This window comes from Colwellia aquaemaris (assembly GCF_057548755.1).
Genome location: NZ_BAAJLV010000013.1, coordinates 1 through 18,192, shown reverse-complemented (window position 1 = coordinate 18,192; position 18,192 = coordinate 1). Strand labels below are relative to the sequence as shown.

The following is an 18,192-nucleotide window of genomic DNA, read 5'->3' as shown; positions in this document are numbered from 1 at the left end:
AAAGCGGCCTTTTTTGTTTTTCAGATACTTGAACATTGTCATTTTGAAGGGCGTTTTTTTAAACTCGTATAGTAGAAAAAAGGCCACGAAGAAGTGACCTTTAGACGTTGAAATTATTGCTTAGCTGAGTAGTAGCATAATTAATTTATGTTTTAGCTATTGTTCATTTTAATTGTTATAACAAGCCGCTTCTAAGCCAAAAACTTTTGTTTCTAAACCAAAGAGTCATTATCCACTTATTTCCTTCTGTTACTGTTGAGCCTCTATGAATACTACTTGAATCTCTCGATCCATCTTTTAAAGAGTTATTAAAAATTAGTGCATGTCCTTTTTTAGGGGGGACTGAAATAAAAGGTACTTTAAACTCAGTATCCCCTCCTTTGAAATCATCATTGAAATAAAAAATAGCGGTTTTTACTCGCTGTCCAAATTGATTGATATGGTCCGAAATTTCTTTTGTGTGAGGATAAATAAAGTCAAAGTGCCATTTGTAGTATTCTCCAACGTTATATTTTAATATAACGGGAGGCTCAGCGAACTCGATGGGCTCACCAGTCGCAATGGCAAGCAATCTTTCTAATAAAGCTAATGCCAACGAATCATTAGGCAGTGGAGTAGGAAAATGGCTATTGTTTCTGATGTTTTCATCTTTACTGTTCTTCCCTTCATTCCCAAACAGTGAGACTTCTTTTAAATGTGGCTCACAGCTGGTGAGAATTTCATCAATGATCTTTGGGATTGCCGGTAATTGGCAGGTATATTTGCTTGGATCTAAATTCGATTTTTTTTCTATTAAATTTGTTAGGGCTAAAAAAGAACCCAGTAGCTGTTTTTGTTTATCTTGCTTGTTGCAATTGATACTTTTATTTGCTGTGTTGCATGTATCAATGATTTCCTTACTGATTTTGAAGTCAATTGTACCAATAATTAAATTTAGGGAATGCTCAAATGACTGTAGTGTACTCGTGTTCCATTTTAAATTCGCGGCAATGACAATTGCCATCTCTAGAGCACTACACTGACTTCTTATCGAATGAACTAGCCATTTACTTGAGAACTCAGCGCTTTGGTTTGCGCAATCAATTACATATTGCTTTTCCAATTTTCCATAATGTTTTAACTCAAGGAACTCCAAAAATGTCATAAGTTGCTCTTTATAGTAAGGAAGGGCGAATTAAAGTATCTAACATATCTACTAATATCAATTATTTTAATGAATTTTAAATCCTTAGTTAGATGTCTAAGTAACCTGAAACTTGTATTACTAGCAAATAGTCCTTGAGTAAAATATTTTGCTTAGTATAATAGCGCCTCACTTCTAGAGTCTCTCTTAATTCCCAAACAACTAAGAATCACTCGTTAAGTGTAAGTACAATTTGAAGGGGTATAGTTCCAATTGGTAGAACAGCGGTCTCCAAAACCGACGGTTGGGAGTTCGAATCTCTCTACCCCTGCCATTTTTGAGTAAAGTGTGAATGATAATTTTTCTTCACGCTTTAGAATTTTATCTTGGTTTAGCCAAGGTAGCGTAGTCTTAGATTAGACATGTAATTACAGGTAGTAGATATGAATGCAAGTACTGAACATGAGCCAAGTGGTTCGCTCGATTTTTTAAAGTGGGGCGTTATTGTTCTTCTTTTAGCTGGTGCAGTAGTAGGAAACTACTTTTTTGCTGAGCAATCTGTGCTTGTTCGTGCATTAGCTGTTGTAGCAACTATTATTGTTGCTGGCTTAGTCGCTATGCAAACAGTTAAAGGTCGTAACGCCGTTGCATTTGCAAGAGAATCACGCACTGAAGTTCGTAAAGTAGTTTGGCCAACACGCCAAGAAGCGGTTCAAACAACAGGTATCGTATTAGTGGCCACATTAATTATGTCTTTACTACTTTGGGGATTAGATTCAGTTCTATTTTGGGTAGTAGGGTTAGTTACTGGCTTAAAAGTAGGTTAAAGGTAATATCATGACTGAAGAAATCACAAACTCAGAGTCGCTTGAAGAAACAAGTAAACCAAAATTGCGTTGGTATGTTGTACAAGCGTTTTCAGGTTATGAAGGTCGAGTTCAAAAAACATTAGCTGAGCATATTGAAATTCACGGCTTGCAAGATAAGTTTGGTGAAATTCTTGTACCAACCGAAGAAGTTATTGAAATGCGTGCTGGGCAAAAGCGTAAAAGTGCTCGTAAATTCTTCCCAGGCTATGTATTAGTGCAAATGGCTATGGATGAAGAAGCATGGCATTTAGTAAAATCTGTACCACGCGTATTAGGTTTTATTGGCGGCACTTCTGATCGACCTGCGCCAATTACACAAAAAGAAGCTGATCGCATTTTACAGCGCCTTGAAGACACTGATAAGCCGAAACCTAAAACATTATTTGAGCCGGGTGAAGTGGTACGTGTTATCGACGGTCCATTTGCTGACTTTAATGGTGTGGTTGAAGAGCTAGATTACGAGAAGAACCGTATTAAAGTTTCTGTTCTTATTTTTGGTCGTTCAACGCCAGTTGATTTGGAATTTGGCCAAGTAGAGAAAGGTTAATTTATACGTTCCTTTAAAAAACCAGAGTTAATGCTCTGGTTTTTTTATGCCCGTAATTTGTTGCTAAAGTATCTGACGTAGTATGCTTAGCCATTCACTTTGTATTTATGCTGTTGGAGGTAAAACAGTTTATGCAGCACTATCGGCGACAAGCAGCAAAAAAGTGGCCAAGACGCGTTACCTTTACTTTAATTGCAGTGGCAATATTACTTTCTGCTATTGCATCAAGTGATTGGTCTGGTGAGTATTCAGGCTTTTTTATGTTGGGTATTTTAGGTGCGATAACGGCAAATGCTACAGGTGCAGGTGGGGGGGTTGTTTTTGTACCTTCGTTTCGGCTGCTTGGTTTACCAAGTGATGTGATTATTGCTACCAGCTTTGCCATTCAAAGTTGTGGTATGGCTGTGGGCAGTCTTTCTTGGCTATGGTTTTATCGTAGACAGAATTCACTTTTACAACTAGCACATGTACTAAAGGTGAGTGTACCTTTTTCAATATTAGGTTTGTGGTTAGTACAATATATGCCAATTCAGTCGGCTACTTCTGTTGATAATATCTTTAACGTTTTCTCTGCTATTTTTGGTGTTGTGGTATTGTGTCATTGTATGTTGGTGAAACCTTGTACCTATCAAAATGAGCGTCTTAAGTTGCTGCAAGGTGAACAAGTTACCATTGCAGTATGTAGCTTTTTAGGTGGTATGATTACAGCTTGGATATCGGTAGGGGTCGGTGAAATTCTTGCGGTAGTGTTATTGTTGCAAGGGTTTTCTATAATGTTTTCCGTTGCTGCTGGGGTTATTGTTTCTTGCTTAACGGTTTGGGCTGGCTTACCTTATTTTCTGTCTGGTACGGCAATTCATGTTGACATACTAATGTTTGCTATTCCTGGTGCCGTCGTCGGTGCGTTTTTGGCGCGGTTTATTGCTCAGGCGCTAGGCGCTAAGCCTTTGAAATTGTTTTTGGGCAGCTGGATTCTTTTTGTTGGCTTGTATGGATTGCTAAACTAAGTAGATTTAACGTTGTTTTTTTAAACAAAATCTAGCTTATGTCTTGCGTTTTAATCGGTGAATAATATATAATCCGCTGCCGATTTTATCTTGCTAGAGGTAAAATCGATTTTTGTTAACGGGGAGCTGATTCTAATATTAGCGTTTGAACCCATACTAAAGGTATTAAAACCATGGCTAAAAAAGTCACAGCTTTAATCAAGCTACAAGTTGCTGCTGGTGCAGCAAATCCGTCACCACCAGTTGGTCCTGCACTAGGTCAGCACGGTGTGAACATCATGGAATTCTGTAAAGCGTTTAACGCAAAAACAGATTCTTTAGAAAAGGGCGCTCCAGTTCCTGTAGTAATTACAGTATATGCAGACCGTTCTTTCACATTTGATACAAAAACACCACCTGCTTCTTACTTACTTAAGAAAGCGGCTGGTATCAAGAGCGGTTCAGGTCGTCCTAACACTGAAAAAGTTGGTACTGTTACTACAGCACAACTTGAAGAAATCGTTAAGATGAAAGAACCAGATCTTACTGCTGGCTCAATGGAAGCTGCAGTGCGTACAATTGCGGGTTCTGCTCGTTCAATGGGTTTAGTGGTAGAGGACTAATCAATGGCTAAATTATCAAAACGCGCTCGTCTTATCCGTGAAAAAGTAGACGTATTAAAAGAATATGACATCAACGAAGCCATTTCTTTATTAAAAGAATTAGCTACTGCTAACTTTCGTGAAAGTGTAGACGTTGCTGTTAACCTTGGCATTGACGCTCGTAAATCAGATCAAAACGTACGTGGCGCGACTGTATTACCACATGGTACTGGTCGTGATGTTCGTGTTGCTGTATTTACACAAGGCGCAAACGCAGAAAAAGCTAAAGAAGCTGGTGCTGACGTTGTCGGTATGGAAGATTTAGCAGAACAAGTTAAAGCCGGTAACATGGACTTTGACGTAGTTATTGCTACTCCAGACGCTATGCGTGTTGTTGGTCAACTAGGTCAAATCTTAGGCCCACGTGGTTTAATGCCTAACCCTAAAGTTGGCACGGTAACTCCTGATGTTACTACAGCAGTTAACAATGCTAAAGCGGGCCAAATCCGCTACCGCAATGACAAAAACGGTATCATCCATACTACTATCGGTAAGGCTGATTTCGAAGATGCTAAATTGCAGCAAAACCTTGAAGCATTATTGGAAGCGCTTAAAAAAGCAAAACCAGCTAACGCTAAAGGACAGTTTATTAAGAAAATTTCTGTATCAACTACTATGGGTGCCGGTGTTGCGGTAAACCAAGCTAGCTTGACACTTTAGTTTTCTGTAAAGCATCGACTTTCGATACTTTACAAGGGGGAAATTGTAGACTATAATTTCGCCCCTTAAATTTTGGTAGGTGTTGTCTATTTATTAGCATTTTTTGCTTAAGACAACCCCGTCAAAGACCGTAGGAGCCGATATGATTCTTCATAAAAAGCTTAATTATTCCTACGTAGATGGTGATTACCCAGTATTTCCTAATTCTGGTCCTCGCCGTAACGGCCTAAGCTAAGGTTTATTAGTTTAGGGATAGTAAATACCGGTTTTTTATTGCCGGTGAACCAGGAGTAAAGCCAATGGCTATCAATCTTGATGACAAAAAAGCAATTGTTGCTGAAGTTCAAGAAGCTGCCAAAGGCGCTCAGTCAGCTGTAATCGCGGATTCACGCGGTGTTACAGTTGAAGCAATTACTGTTTTACGTAAGCAAGCTCGTGAAAATGGTGTATGGATGAAAGTTATCCGTAACACATTAGCACGTCGTGCATTACAAGGTTCTGACTTTGAATGTGTTACTGACACATTAGTTGGTCCATCACTAATTGCATTTTCAAACGAGCATCCAGGTGCAGCAGCGCGTTTATTCACTGACTTCGCTAAAACTAACGAAGCATTTGAAGTAAAAGCAGCCGCATTTGAAGGTAACGCAGTAGACGTAAACATGTTAGCTAAGCTACCAACTTACGACGAAGCAATTGCACGTTTAATGAGCGCTATGAAAGAAGCATCTGCTGGCAAACTTTGCCGCACGATTGCTGCAGTACGCGATCAGAAAGAGCAAGAAGCTGCTTAATAATTGTTTACCTCTTAATGTTAAGAGCACAATTCGCACTTTTTGTATTTATAGTTATTTATAACAGTCATAGAGGCTGTTACTTAAAACAGGAAATTTAAAATGTCTATTTCTAAAGACGATATCCTAAATGCTATTGCTGAAATGTCAGTAATGGACGTAGTTGAACTAATCGAAGCAATGGAAGAGAAGTTCGGCGTATCTGCAGCTGCTGCAGTTGCTGTTGCTGGCGGTGACGCTGGTGGTGCTGCTGAAGAGCAAACTGAATTCGACGTAATCTTAACTGGTTTCGGTGAGAAGAAAGTTGCTGTAATCAAAGCCGTTCGTGGCGCTACAGGTCTTGGCTTAAAAGAAGCTAAAGACTTAGTTGAATCAGCTCCTAAAGCACTTAAAGAAGGTGTTGAAAAAGCTGAAGCTGAAGAACTTAAGAAAGCTCTTGAAGAAGCAGGTGCTTCTGTTGAGATCAAATAATCTGTTTTCGAACAGATTGTTTGCCTGAAAAGGCAATGGCTGGTGATTTAAACGTCACCGGCCTTTTTGCGCTAAAGAAAGTGGTTTTTTTTTGAACCAAAACAGTGCATTATTTGATGCTTAAATTATTTTAAAGCATCACTGCAATATCCTGTCTGATACCAATTGGATTAGATAATAGCGAAAATATACAACGTAAATTACGCCATTATTTAAATCCAATTGGTATTTTAAGGCAGATTCGGCCATAACCAGCAAGCTGAGGAACCCCATGGTTTACTCTTACTCTGAAAAGAAACGTATTCGTAAGGACTTTGGTAAAAGTGCACAAGTAATGGATTATCCATTCTTGTTATCAATCCAACTCGAATCTTTCCGTAAGTTTATTGATATTGATCCAACAGGTGAAACAGGCCTAGAGGCTGCGTTTCGTTCTATTTTCCCAATTAAAGCCTATTCTGGTAGTTCAGAATTACAATTTGTTAGTTACCGCTTGGGCGAGCCGTTATTTGATGTTAAAGAGTGTCAAATTCGCGGTGTAACTTATTCTGCGCCATTACGCGTTAAATTACGCTTAGTTGTTTATGATAAAGAAGCAGCCGCTGGCACAGTTAAAGATATCAAAGAACAAGAAGTATACATGGGTGAAATCCCATTAATGACTGACAATGGAACATTTGTCATTAATGGTACTGAACGTGTTATTGTTTCTCAATTACATCGTTCTCCAGGTGTGTTTTTCGATCACGATAAAGGTAAAACACATTCTTCAGGTAAAGTGTTATATAACGCACGCGTTATTCCTTACCGTGGTTCTTGGTTGGATTTTGAATTTGATCCAAAAGATAATTTATTCGTACGTATTGACCGTCGTCGTAAATTACCTGCTTCGATCATTTTACGTGCCTTGGAATACTCGACTGAAGAAATTTTAGCGATTTTCTACGATACAACCAATTTTGAAATTAAAGGCGATAAGCTAGTAATGGATTTAATTCCAGAACGCTTACGCGGTGAAACGGCAACATTTGACATTAAATTACCAAATGGTGATGTACTTGTTGAACAAGGTCGTCGCATTACTGCACGCCATATCCGTACTTTATCAAAAGAGAAAATTGACACTTTAGAAGTACCAGCAGAATACATTGTTGGTAAAGTGCTTTCTAAAGCGTACATCGATGAGTCTACTGGTGAAGTTATCGCAGAGGCGAATGCTGAAATCACTTTAGAATTATTAGCTGAATTAAGCCAAGCAGGCCATAAAGTACTTTCAACTTTATACATGAACGAATTTGATGTCGGTTCATATATGTCTGACACTTTACGTGTAGATAGCTCAACTAATCGCTTAGAAGCATTAGTTGAAATTTACCGTATGATGCGTCCGGGCGAGCCGCCAACAAAAGATGCAGCAGATACGCTATTCAACAACTTATTCTTCTCGTTAGAGCGTTACGACCTATCAACGGTTGGTCGTATGAAGTTCAACCGTCGTGTTGGTAATGCTGACTCGGTAGGTGATGGTATTTTATCTAACGACGATATTATTTCAGTAATGAAAACCCTTATCGATATTCGTGATGGTAAAGGTGAAGTTGATGATATCGATCACTTAGGTAACCGTCGTATCCGTTCAGTAGGTGAAATGGCAGAAAACCAATTCCGTGTTGGTTTAGTTCGTGTAGAACGTGCTGTTCGTGAACGTTTAAGTCTTGGCGACTTAGATGCGATTATGCCGCAAGATTTAATTAACGCTAAGCCGATTTCAGCTGCTGTTAAAGAATTCTTTGGTTCATCACAATTGTCACAATTTATGGACCAAAACAACCCGTTATCAGAAGTAACGCATAAGCGTCGTATTTCTGCCTTAGGCCCGGGTGGTTTAACACGTGAACGTGCTGGTTTCGAAGTACGTGACGTACATCCAACTCACTATGGTCGTGTATGTCCAATCGAAACGCCGGAAGGTCCAAACATTGGTTTGATCAACTCGCTTTCATGTTACGCACGCACTAACGATTACGGTTTCTTAGAAACACCTTACCGCAAAATTGTTGATGGTTATGTAACTGATGAAGTTGATTACCTTTCTGCAATCGAAGAAGGCAATTTTGTAATCGCTAAGACAACAGCTGATGTTGATTCTGATCGTAAGTTAGTTGATGGCCTAGTTCCTTGTCGTCATAAAAACGAATTTACCTTGATGTCTGCTGAACAAGTTCAGTATATGGACGTTTCGCCACAGCAAATCGTTTCTGTTGCTGCGTCACTGATTCCATTCCTAGAGCATGATGATGCTAACCGTGCCTTGATGGGCTCGAACATGCAACGTCAGGCTGTACCTACACTGAAAGTGGACAAGCCACTGGTTGGTACAGGTATGGAGAAAATTGTAGCAGTTGATTCAGGTGTTACTGTTGTTGCTAAGCGTGGTGGTGTTATCGATTACGTTGATGCCTCTCGTATCGTTGTTAAAGTTAACGAAAATGAAATGGTTGCTGGTGAAGCGGGCATTGATATTTACAACTTAACTAAATACACACGTTCAAACCAAAACACTTGTATCAACCAACGTCCATTATGTCGTATGGCTGAGCCGGTAGTTCGTGGCGATGTATTAGCTGACGGTCCTTCAACTGATATGGGTGAATTGGCACTTGGCCAAAACATGCGTATCGCATTTATGCCGTGGAATGGTTACAACTTTGAGGATTCAATGTTGTTATCTGAGCGTGTTGCACAAGAAGATCGCTTTACGACTATCCATATTCAAGAATTAAGCTGTATCGCGCGTGATACTAAGCTAGGTAGTGAAGAAATTACTGCTGATATTCCAAATGTTGGCGAGTCTGCATTATCTAAATTAGATGAAGCAGGTGTTGTTTACATTGGTGCTGAAGTAAACGGTGGCGATATCTTAGTAGGTAAAGTAACACCTAAAGGTGAAACGCAACTTACCCCAGAAGAAAAATTACTACGTGCTATCTTCGGTGAGAAAGCGGCTGATGTTAAAGACAGCTCTTTACGAGTACCTAACTCAGTTTCAGGTACTATCATCGACGTGCAAATCTTTACCCGTGACGGTGTAGAAAAAGATGCGCGTGCCGTTGAAATTGAAGAAATGCAACTTAAACAAGTTAAGAAAGACTTGGGTGATGAGTTCAGCATTTTAGAAGACGGTATCTACGCTCGTGCGAAGAAATTATTGTTAGCATCAGGCTTAAATGAGTCAGATCTTAACAGCATGTCTCGCGACAAGTGGTTAGTGCAAAACTTAGCTGATGAAGCTCAACAATCAGAGCTTGAGCAAATTGCTGAGCAATACGATGCCATTAAAGCAGACTTCGATAAGAAATATGAAGTTAAGCGTCGTAAAATTACTCAAGGTGATGATTTAGCGCCAGGCGTATTGAAAATTGTTAAAGTTTACTTAGCTGTTAAACGCCGTATTCAACCAGGTGATAAAATGGCTGGTCGTCACGGTAACAAAGGTGTTATTTCAAACGTAGTACCTGTTGAAGATATGCCTTACGATGAGCACGGTGTACCGGTTGATGTTGTACTTAACCCGCTGGGTGTACCATCACGTATGAACATCGGTCAGATCCTAGAAACCCATTTAGGTATGGCTGCTCGTGGTATTGGTGAGAAAATTAACCGTATGTTGCAAGCTCAACAAGAAATTCATAAATTACGTGAATTCTTGAAAGAAGTTTACAGCTTAGGCGAGTCACGTCAAAACGTTGATATCGATTCATTCTCTGATGATGAGATTATGCGTTTAGCGGGTAACTTACGTGCCGGTCTTCCAATTGCTACGCCAGTATTTGACGGTGCAAGTGAACGTGAGATTAAAGACTTATTCAAACTAGCTGATATGCCAGAAAGCGGTCAATTTACATTAACAGATGGTCGTACCGGGCGCGAATTTGAACGTCCAGTAACTGTAGGTTACATGTACATGCTGAAACTAAACCACTTAGTTGATGACAAAATGCATGCCCGTTCTACTGGTTCGTACAGCTTAGTTACGCAACAACCATTAGGTGGTAAAGCACAATTTGGTGGTCAGCGTTTTGGTGAGATGGAAGTATGGGCATTAGAAGCATACGGTGCTGCTTATACCCTACAAGAAATGCTTACTGTTAAGTCTGATGATGTTAACGGTCGTACTAAGATGTATAAAAACTTAGTAGACGGTGATCACAGAATGGAACCAGGTATCCCTGAATCATTCAACGTATTGTTGAAAGAAATTCGCTCGTTGGGTATCAACATCGAATTGGATCAGGAATAGGCTACCTAAAGCTACATTGCTGACTTTGAGTTAACGCTAAAAGTCAGTACATGGAAAGAGCAGATGGCTGCTCTTTCCGGTATTTAACTCCGACAGGAGATAGAGTGTGAAAGATTTACTTAAGTTTCTTAAGCAACAAAATCAAACAGAAGAGTTCGATGGTATTCGCATCGGATTAGCTTCACCAGATATGATTCGTTCATGGTCATTTGGTGAAGTAAAGAAACCTGAGACGATTAACTATCGTACTTTTAAGCCAGAACGCGATGGTTTGTTCTGTGCTCGTATTTTTGGTCCAGTTAAAGACTACGAATGTCTTTGTGGCAAATACAAACGCCTTAAGCACCGCGGTGTAATTTGTGAAAAATGTGGCGTTGAAGTGACATTGACTAAAGTTCGTCGTGACCGTATGGGTCATATCGAATTAGCAAGCCCAGTTGCTCACATTTGGTTCTTAAAGTCATTACCATCTCGTATCGGTCTATTATTAGACATGACGTTACGTGATATTGAGCGTGTGCTTTATTTTGAATCTTATGTTGTTACCGAACCAGGCATGACGACATTAGAAAAAAGCCAAATTCTAACGGAAGAAGAATATCTTGATGCGTTAGAAGAGCACGGTGATGAATTCGATGCCTTAATGGGTGCCGAAGCGGTTTTAGCTTTACTACAACAAATCGATCTTGACGGTGAAGTAGCGCAAATGCGTGAAGAATTACCTGAGATTGGCAGTGAAACTAAACGTAAGAAAATCACTAAGCGTTTAAAATTAATGGAAGCATTCGCTGCTTCAGGCAATAAGCCTGAGTGGATGATTATGAATGTTTTACCAATTTTACCGCCTGATTTACGTCCATTAGTACCACTAGACGGTGGCCGTTTCGCAACGTCTGATCTTAACGATCTTTACCGTCGTGTTATTAACCGTAACAACCGTTTGAAGCGTCTTCTAGACCTAGTTGCACCAGACATTATCGTACGTAACGAAAAGCGTATGTTGCAGGAATCTGTTGATGCTTTATTAGATAATGGTCGTCGTGGCCGCGCTATTACCGGTTCTAACAAACGTCCTCTTAAATCTCTTGCCGATATGATCAAAGGTAAGCAAGGTCGTTTCCGTCAAAACTTACTTGGTAAGCGTGTTGACTATTCAGGTCGTTCTGTAATTACCGTTGGTCCAACGTTACGTTTACACCAGTGTGGTTTACCTAAGAAAATGGCACTTGAGCTATTCAAGCCATTTATTTACGGTAAATTAGAAGCGCGTGGTTTAGCGACAACGATTAAAGCGGCTAAGAAACTAGTTGAGCGTGAAGGCGCAGAAGTATGGGATGTACTTGACGAAGTAATTCGTGAACATCCGGTAATGCTTAACCGTGCACCAACACTACATAGATTAGGTATCCAAGCTTTCGAACCTGTTCTAATCGAAGGTAAAGCGATTCATCTACACCCGCTAGTTTGTGCGGCATATAACGCCGATTTCGATGGTGACCAAATGGCGGTACACGTACCGTTGACACTAGAAGCACAATTGGAAGCACGTACGTTGATGATGTCAACGAACAACGTACTTTCACCAGCAAATGGTGATCCTATCATCGTACCATCACAAGATGTTGTATTAGGTTTATATTACCTAACTCGCGATCGTGTAAATGGTTTAGGTGAAGGTATGGTATTTACCGACACTAAAGAAGCTGAAAAAGCATACCGTACCGGTGTAGCAGAACTTCATGCTCGTGTGAAAATACGTATCACTGAGCATATTCGTAATGCTGAAGGTGAATTAGTTGCGCATACTAGCTTACGCGATACTACTGTTGGTCGTGCTATTTTATGGCAAGTTTGTCCTGAAGGCTTACCTTATGACTTAATTGATCAACCTTTAGGCAAAAAGCCAATTTCAAAACTAATTAACCATGCGTACCGTAATTTAGGTCTTAAAGATACTGTTATCTTTGCTGACCATATTATGTACACAGGTTTCCACTACGCGATGATTGCGGGTGCTTCGGTTGGTATTGACGATATGGTTATTCCAGATGCGAAATACACCATCATCGAAGATTCAGAAGAAGAAGTTAAAGAAATTCAAAGCCAGTTTGAGCAAGGTCTTGTAACGGCTGGTGAGAAATACAACAAAGTTATCGATATTTGGTCATCTGCGAACGAAAAAGTTTCGAAAGCTATGATGGATAACTTATCAAAAGAAACTGTTATTAACCGTGACGGTGAGCCAGAAGAGCAAGACTCTTTCAACTCAATCTTTATGATGGCTGACTCGGGTGCTCGTGGTAGTGCCGCTCAGATCCGTCAGTTAGCGGGTATGCGTGGTTTGATGGCTAAGCCAGATGGCTCAATCATCGAAACGCCAATCACAGCTAACTTCCGTGAAGGTTTGAACGTATTACAATACTTCATCTCAACTCACGGTGCGCGTAAAGGTTTGGCCGATACGGCATTGAAAACAGCGAACTCGGGTTACTTGACTCGTCGTTTAGTTGACGTTGCACAAGATTTAGTTGTTACAGAACATGACTGTGGCACTGAAGATGGCCTATTAATGACACCATTGATTGAAGGTGGTGATGTTGTTGAGCCGTTACGTGAGCGTGTACTAGGTCGTGTAGTATGTGAAGATGTACTTATTCCAGGTACTGAAGAAGTATTACTGCCACGTAACACTTTAATTGACGAAGCACTTTGTGATGTAATCGAAGAAAACTCGGTTGATCAAATTAAAGTACGTTCAATTATCACTTGTGAAACTGATTTTGGTATTTGTGCGCACTGTTATGGTCGTGACTTGGCTCGTGGTCATATGATTAACCAAGGTGAAGCCATTGGTGTTGTGGCAGCACAATCAATTGGTGAACCAGGTACTCAGCTTACCATGCGTACGTTCCATATCGGTGGTGCGGCGTCTCGTGCATCTGCTGAGAACTCAGTACAAGTTAAAAACAACGGTACCTTGAAGCTTCAAAATGCTAAGTTTGTAACTAACTCAGAAGATCACTTAGTGATCACCTCTCGTTCATCAGAGCTTACTGTAATTGATGAATTAGGTCGTGAGAAAGAACGTTACAAAGTACCTTACGGTACTATTCTTTCTAAGAAAGATGGTGAAGCAATCAGTTCTGGCGATATTATCGCGAACTGGGATCCGCATACGCATCCAATCATTACTGAGGTTGCTGGTAAGGTTCAATTTGTCGAACTTGTTGATGGCGTAACTATGGTTCGTCAAACAGATGAGTTAACTGGTTTATCAAGTATTGTTGTTACTGAAGCAGGTCAACGTAACTCAGCGGGTAAAGAAATGCGCCCAATGGTTAAGCTAGTTGATGCCAAAGGTAATGACGTAATGATTGCTGGTACTGAAATTCCAGCACAATACTTCTTACCAGGTAATGCAATTGTAAATCTTGAAGATGGTGCAGAAGTTAATATCGGTGATGCGTTAGCGCGTATTCCACAAGAGTCTTCGAAAACTCGCGATATTACTGGTGGTCTACCACGTGTAGCTGACTTATTTGAAGCACGTAAGCCTAAACTTCCAGCTATCTTAGCTGAGAAAACAGGTATTATCGGTTTCGGTAAAGAAACAAAAGGTAAAGTGCGTCTACTAATCACTCAACCAAGTGGTGAAGTATACGAAGAGATGATCCCTAAAATGCGTCAACTAAACGTGTTTGAAGGTGAATCTGTACTGAAAGGTGAAGTTATTGCCGATGGTCCAGAGTCTCCACATGATATCTTACGTTTACGTGGTGTTGCGCCAGTAGCAAACTACATTGTTAACGAAGTACAAGAAGTATATCGTTTACAAGGTGTTAAGATTAACGACAAGCACATTGAAGTAATCGTACGTCAAATGATCCGCAAGTGTGAGATCTTAGATGCAGGTGATTCAGAATTCTTGAAAGGCGAAGTTGTTGAAGTTGCACGTGTTAACATTGCTAACCGTGAACTTGAAGCTGAAGGTAAACAACCTGCTGAATTCGAAATGCAAATGATGGGTATTACTAAAGCATCATTGGCAACTGAGTCATTCATCTCGGCGGCATCTTTCCAAGAAACAACACGTGTACTTACAGAAGCTGCTGTAGCTGGTAAGAAAGATACACTACGTGGCTTGAAAGAAAACGTCATTGTTGGTCGCTTAATTCCTGCCGGTACGGGTTACGCTTATCATCAAGAACGTGCAAAAGCTAAAAATGCTGTTCCTGAAGAAGAAGTAACCGTATCAGCTGACGAAGCGGCTCAAGCTCTAACAGATGCATTAAATGCAGATATGTTAGGTGGCGAAGAGTAACGCCTAGGCGAGAAAAATCAGTTTTAACCTGCTCCAGCTCACAATATGCTTGACAGGTTAAAGCTTGACCTATAGAATTCCGCGACCCTATATTTTGTACCTTTGCGTATGAAATTTAGAGTCGCGGATTTTCACGTTTATAAGGGTGTAAATTTCCCCATTGATTGGAATTTACACAAATTTAACTAATCGGAGCTATTTAATGGCAACTATTAACCAATTAGTACGTAAACCACGTGTGAAACAAGTACAAAAAAGTAACGTTCCTGCGTTACAAGCTTGTCCACAACGTCGTGGCGTATGTACTCGTGTGTATACTACTACACCAAAGAAACCAAACTCGGCACTACGTAAAGTAGCTCGTGTTCGTTTAACTAACGGATTCGAAGTTACTTCATACATCGGTGGTGAAGGTCACAACTTACAAGAGCATAGCGTTATCTTGATTCGTGGTGGTCGTGTTAAAGATTTACCAGGTGTGCGTTACCACACCGTTCGTGGCGCGCTTGACTGTTCAGGTGTTAGCGACAGAAGACAAGGCCGTTCTAAATACGGTGCTAAGCGACCTAAATCTTAAGTTTCCCTTTCTTAGCTTTAATAGCTAATGAATAGAAACGTTAAGTAAGGCCAAATAACATATTACATTTTGGGTTTATCCTGAATATAACGGAGAATTAAGATGCCAAGAAGACGCGTCGTAGGGCAACGTAAAATATTGCCAGATCCTAAGTTCCATAACGAACTTTTAGCAAAATTCATCAACATTCTTATGGTTGATGGTAAAAAATCTACTGCAGAAAAAATCGTATACGGTGCATTAGACATTTTAACTGAAAAGAACTCTGAAAAAACTCACCTTGAGTTATTTGAAACAGCGTTAGAAAACATCCGCCCACAAGTGGAAGTTAAATCTCGCCGTGTTGGTGGTTCTACGTATCAAGTACCAGTTGAAGTTCGTCCAGTGCGTCGTAATGCACTAGCCATGCGTTGGTTAGTTGAAGCAGCTCGTAAACGTGGTGAAAAATCAATGGCTCAGCGCCTAGCTAACGAAATGTTAGATGCGTCTGACAGCAAAGGTTCAGCGGTTAAGAAACGTGAAGACGTTCACCGTATGGCTGAAGCTAACAAAGCATTCGCTCACTACCGTTGGTAGAAACTATAAATTAGCAATATTTGCTAATTTACTAGTAACAAGTGTAATGCCGTGGTTATCACCGAATGTTAATTTAACCCGAAGTGATAACCACAACTGTTTTATAATCTGAGTAATTAAGCTCAGAAAGAGGATGAAATTGTGGCACGTATAACCCCTATTGAGCGTTACCGTAACATTGGTATTTGTGCTCATGTCGATGCCGGTAAAACGACAACAACAGAAAGGGTACTTTTCTATACTGGTCTTTCTCATAAGATCGGTGAAGTTCATGATGGCGCAGCCACCATGGACTGGATGGAACAAGAGCAGGAGCGAGGCATTACTATTACCTCTGCTGCAACCACTTGTTTTTGGAAAGGGATGGAAGCACAATTTGAAGACCATCGCATTAATATCATTGACACCCCAGGTCACGTAGACTTTACGATTGAAGTAGAACGCTCATTACGTGTATTAGATGGTGCAGTATTAGTGTTATGTGGTTCTTCAGGAGTTCAACCACAAACTGAAACTGTATGGCGTCAAATGGAGAAATACTCCGTTCCACGCTTAGTTTTTGTTAATAAGATGGACCGTACCGGTGCAAACTTTTTAACGGTTGTTGAACAACTCAAATCTCGATTAGAAGCTAATGCAGTGCCAATTCATTTAGCAATTGGTGCCGAAGATGATTTTGCTGGTGTTATCGACTTAATTAAAATGAAAGCTATTAACTGGACCGAAAGTGACCAGGGCATGACATTTACTTATCAAGATATTCCTGCAGATATGCAAGAAGACGCCGAACAATGGCATGAAAACCTTGTCTCTGAAGCTGCAGAAGCCTCTGAAGAATTAATGGATAAATACCTTGAAGAAGGTGAGTTATCCGAAGCAGAAATAAAATCTGCGCTACGTACCCGTACACTAAACAATGAAATTGTCCTATGTTCTTGTGGCTCAGCCTTTAAGAACAAGGGTGTACAAGCAGTACTTGATGCTGTTATTGAATATTTACCTTCGCCAACAGAAGTTGAAGCGATAAAAGGTATTAACAATGACAAAAACGAAACTGAAGGCAGTCGCGAGGCTGATGATAAAGCGCCATTTGCCGCTTTAGCATTTAAAATTGCGACAGACCCATTTGTTGGTACATTAACATTCTTCCGCGTCTATTCAGGTGTAGTAAAAACTGGCGACAGTATATACAATCCTGTTAAAGGCAAGAAAGAACGCTTTGGTCGTATCGTGCAAATGCACGCAAATGATCGACAGGAAATAAAAGAAGTACGTGCGGGTGACATTGCAGCGGCCATTGGCCTAAAAGATGTCACAACGGGTGATACCTTATGTGATGCAAATCATGTGATAACACTAGAGCGCATGGAGTTTCCTGAACCGGTTATTTCGGTGGCAGTTGAGCCAAAAACCGTTGCAGCCCAAGAAAAAATGGCTATTGCATTAGGTAAGTTGGCCGCAGAAGATCCGTCATTTAGAGTTGTCTCTGATGAGGAATCGGGTCAAACCATCATTTCAGGTATGGGGGAATTACACCTCGATATCTTAGTTGAGCGCATGAAACGCGAATTTAGCGTTGAATGTAACGTAGGTAATCCTCAAGTGGCTTACCGTGAAACGATTCGCTCGACTGTTGAAGTGGAAGGTAAATTTGTTCGTCAATCAGGTGGTCGTGGTCAATTTGGTCATGTTTGGTTGAAATTAGAGCCGTTACCAGAAGGTGAAGGTTTTGAATTTGTTGACGAAATTGTTGGTGGTGCTGTTCCAAAAGAATACATTCCAGCAGTTGAAAAGGGCTGTAGAGAGCAAATGGAAAGTGGCGTATTAGCTGGCTATCCGTTATTAGACATTAAGGTCACTCTTTATGACGGTTCTTTTCATGACGTTGACTCAAATGAAATGGCGTTTAAAGTCGCTGCATCAATGGGTTTTAGACAAGGTGTGCTTGATGCATCGCCGGTAATACTTGAACCTATGATGAAAGTAGAAGTTATTACGCCAGAAGCAAACATGGGTGATGTCGTAGGTGATTTAAATCGCCGTCGCGGTATGATCGATGGCATGGACGAAGGTCCAGCTGGTTCTAAGGTAGTGAATGCAACTGTACCACTATCTGAAATGTTTGGTTACGCTACGGCTTTACGTAGTGCAACTCAAGGTCGTGCATCATACTCTATGGAGTTTCAGCAATATAGCGAAGCACCTAAAGCTGTTGCCGACAAAATAATTGAATCTTAGTAAGGCTTTTTGAAAGTCTGGCTCGGTCTTTTGGCCGGGCTTTTAATAAACTTTAAGGTAATTGAAAA

General features: G+C 40.4%; 13 protein-coding genes and 1 tRNA gene. 13 read left to right on the top strand and 1 reads right to left on the bottom strand.

Features of this window, described 5'->3' with window-relative positions; translation table 11 throughout:
* Positions 1-175 precede the first annotated feature (175 nt).
* A complete protein-coding gene (locus tag AC27HL_RS19295) occupies positions 176-1,144 on the bottom strand; it encodes a prolyl hydroxylase family protein (protein WP_487082684.1) in 969 nt (322 codons plus the stop codon).
* A gap of 236 nt (positions 1,145-1,380) precedes the next feature.
* On the opposite strand from AC27HL_RS19295, the gene AC27HL_RS19290 reads away from it, so the two are divergent.
* From AC27HL_RS19290 to fusA, 13 genes are all read left to right on the top strand, one after another.
* A tRNA-Trp gene (locus AC27HL_RS19290) sits at positions 1,381-1,457 on the top strand.
* Positions 1,458-1,566: 109 nt separating this feature from the next.
* On the top strand, positions 1,567-1,950 hold the full coding sequence (gene secE / locus AC27HL_RS19285; RefSeq protein WP_487082683.1) for a preprotein translocase subunit SecE: 384 nt from the start codon (positions 1,567-1,569) through the stop codon (positions 1,948-1,950).
* Between the two features lie 10 nt (positions 1,951-1,960).
* Complete coding sequence (gene nusG, locus AC27HL_RS19280) at positions 1,961-2,539, top strand: transcription termination/antitermination protein NusG (protein WP_487082682.1); 579 nt, start codon at positions 1,961-1,963, stop codon at positions 2,537-2,539.
* Between the two features lie 131 nt (positions 2,540-2,670).
* A complete protein-coding gene (locus AC27HL_RS19275) occupies positions 2,671-3,546 on the top strand; it encodes a sulfite exporter TauE/SafE family protein (protein ID WP_487082681.1) in 876 nt (291 codons plus the stop codon).
* Positions 3,547-3,719: 173 nt separating this feature from the next.
* Positions 3,720-4,148 carry a 50S ribosomal protein L11 gene (gene rplK / locus AC27HL_RS19270; protein WP_487082680.1) on the top strand — a complete coding sequence of 143 codons (429 nt, stop codon included), beginning with the start codon at positions 3,720-3,722 and terminating at the stop codon, positions 4,146-4,148.
* A gap of 3 nt (positions 4,149-4,151) precedes the next feature.
* Complete coding sequence (gene rplA / locus AC27HL_RS19265) at positions 4,152-4,847, top strand: 50S ribosomal protein L1 (protein ID WP_487082679.1); 696 nt, start codon at positions 4,152-4,154, stop codon at positions 4,845-4,847.
* 299 nt (positions 4,848-5,146) lie between these two features.
* On the top strand, positions 5,147-5,641 hold the full coding sequence (gene rplJ, locus AC27HL_RS19260) for a 50S ribosomal protein L10 (RefSeq protein ID WP_487082678.1): 495 nt from the start codon (positions 5,147-5,149) through the stop codon (positions 5,639-5,641).
* A gap of 102 nt (positions 5,642-5,743) precedes the next feature.
* The gene (rplL, locus tag AC27HL_RS19255) at positions 5,744-6,112 is read left to right on the top strand and encodes a 50S ribosomal protein L7/L12 (protein WP_487082677.1); all 369 of its coding nucleotides are present in this window, start codon (positions 5,744-5,746) and stop codon (positions 6,110-6,112) included.
* A gap of 271 nt (positions 6,113-6,383) precedes the next feature.
* Positions 6,384-10,412 (top strand): DNA-directed RNA polymerase subunit beta, encoded by a 4,029-nt coding sequence (gene rpoB, locus AC27HL_RS19250; protein WP_487082676.1) that lies wholly within the window; start codon positions 6,384-6,386, stop codon positions 10,410-10,412.
* Positions 10,413-10,518: 106 nt separating this feature from the next.
* Positions 10,519-14,733, top strand: a complete 4,215-nt coding sequence (gene rpoC, locus AC27HL_RS19245) for a DNA-directed RNA polymerase subunit beta' (RefSeq protein WP_487082675.1) — start codon at positions 10,519-10,521, stop codon at positions 14,731-14,733.
* A gap of 202 nt (positions 14,734-14,935) precedes the next feature.
* Positions 14,936-15,310 (top strand): 30S ribosomal protein S12, encoded by a 375-nt coding sequence (gene rpsL / locus AC27HL_RS19240; protein ID WP_487082674.1) that lies wholly within the window; start codon positions 14,936-14,938, stop codon positions 15,308-15,310.
* A gap of 102 nt (positions 15,311-15,412) precedes the next feature.
* Positions 15,413-15,886 carry a 30S ribosomal protein S7 gene (rpsG, locus tag AC27HL_RS19235; RefSeq protein WP_487082673.1) on the top strand — a complete coding sequence of 158 codons (474 nt, stop codon included), beginning with the start codon at positions 15,413-15,415 and terminating at the stop codon, positions 15,884-15,886.
* A gap of 141 nt (positions 15,887-16,027) precedes the next feature.
* The gene (gene fusA, locus AC27HL_RS19230; RefSeq protein WP_487082672.1) at positions 16,028-18,124 is read left to right on the top strand and encodes an elongation factor G; all 2,097 of its coding nucleotides are present in this window, start codon (positions 16,028-16,030) and stop codon (positions 18,122-18,124) included.
* The last annotated feature ends 68 nt before the right edge of the window (positions 18,125-18,192 follow it).

Coding starts and splice junctions, on each gene's coding strand:
- rplL (WP_487082677.1), top strand. CDS start 5,744: ATGTCTATTTCTAAAGACGATATCCTAAATGCTATTGCTGAAATGTCA.
- nusG (WP_487082682.1), top strand. CDS start 1,961: ATGACTGAAGAAATCACAAACTCAGAGTCGCTTGAAGAAACAAGTAAA.
- rplA (WP_487082679.1), top strand. CDS start 4,152: ATGGCTAAATTATCAAAACGCGCTCGTCTTATCCGTGAAAAAGTAGAC.
- secE (WP_487082683.1), top strand. CDS start 1,567: ATGAATGCAAGTACTGAACATGAGCCAAGTGGTTCGCTCGATTTTTTA.
- rplJ (WP_487082678.1), top strand. CDS start 5,147: ATGGCTATCAATCTTGATGACAAAAAAGCAATTGTTGCTGAAGTTCAA.
- rpsL (WP_487082674.1), top strand. CDS start 14,936: ATGGCAACTATTAACCAATTAGTACGTAAACCACGTGTGAAACAAGTA.
- AC27HL_RS19295 (WP_487082684.1), bottom strand. CDS start 1,144: ATGACATTTTTGGAGTTCCTTGAGTTAAAACATTATGGAAAATTGGAA.
- rpsG (WP_487082673.1), top strand. CDS start 15,413: ATGCCAAGAAGACGCGTCGTAGGGCAACGTAAAATATTGCCAGATCCT.
- rplK (WP_487082680.1), top strand. CDS start 3,720: ATGGCTAAAAAAGTCACAGCTTTAATCAAGCTACAAGTTGCTGCTGGT.
- AC27HL_RS19275 (WP_487082681.1), top strand. CDS start 2,671: ATGCAGCACTATCGGCGACAAGCAGCAAAAAAGTGGCCAAGACGCGTT.
- rpoB (WP_487082676.1), top strand. CDS start 6,384: ATGGTTTACTCTTACTCTGAAAAGAAACGTATTCGTAAGGACTTTGGT.